At 70.7% G+C, this 229-nt stretch carries 1 protein-coding gene; it reads right to left on the bottom strand.

The features are described from left to right. Positions 1-229: redoxin domain-containing protein (locus RMT89_RS45785; protein ID WP_315889659.1), on the bottom strand; the 229-nt coding region annotated here is incomplete at both ends.

The following is a 229-nucleotide window of genomic DNA, read 5'->3' as shown; positions in this document are numbered from 1 at the left end:
CCGCCCTCACGCTGAGCCGGCAGTAGGGACACCAGTGCCCGCGGAAGAAGATCAATCCCACCGGGCCCTGCGCGATCAGCGAGGACAGCGCGACCAGGCTGCCGGTCTCGTCGGGCAGCAGAAAGGGCGGCATCGGCTCGCCCGGGCGCGGCGCATTCTCGGCTCCGCCACTGGCCTGGATCCGCGCGACCAGCCGGTCAACGGCCTCGCCATAGGCGGGAAAGATGTC

The organism is Streptomyces sp. P17, assembly GCF_032436805.1.
Lineage (GTDB): Bacteria > Actinomycetota > Actinomycetes > Streptomycetales > Streptomycetaceae > Streptomyces.
This window is presented reverse-complemented; position numbering and strand designations above follow the sequence as displayed.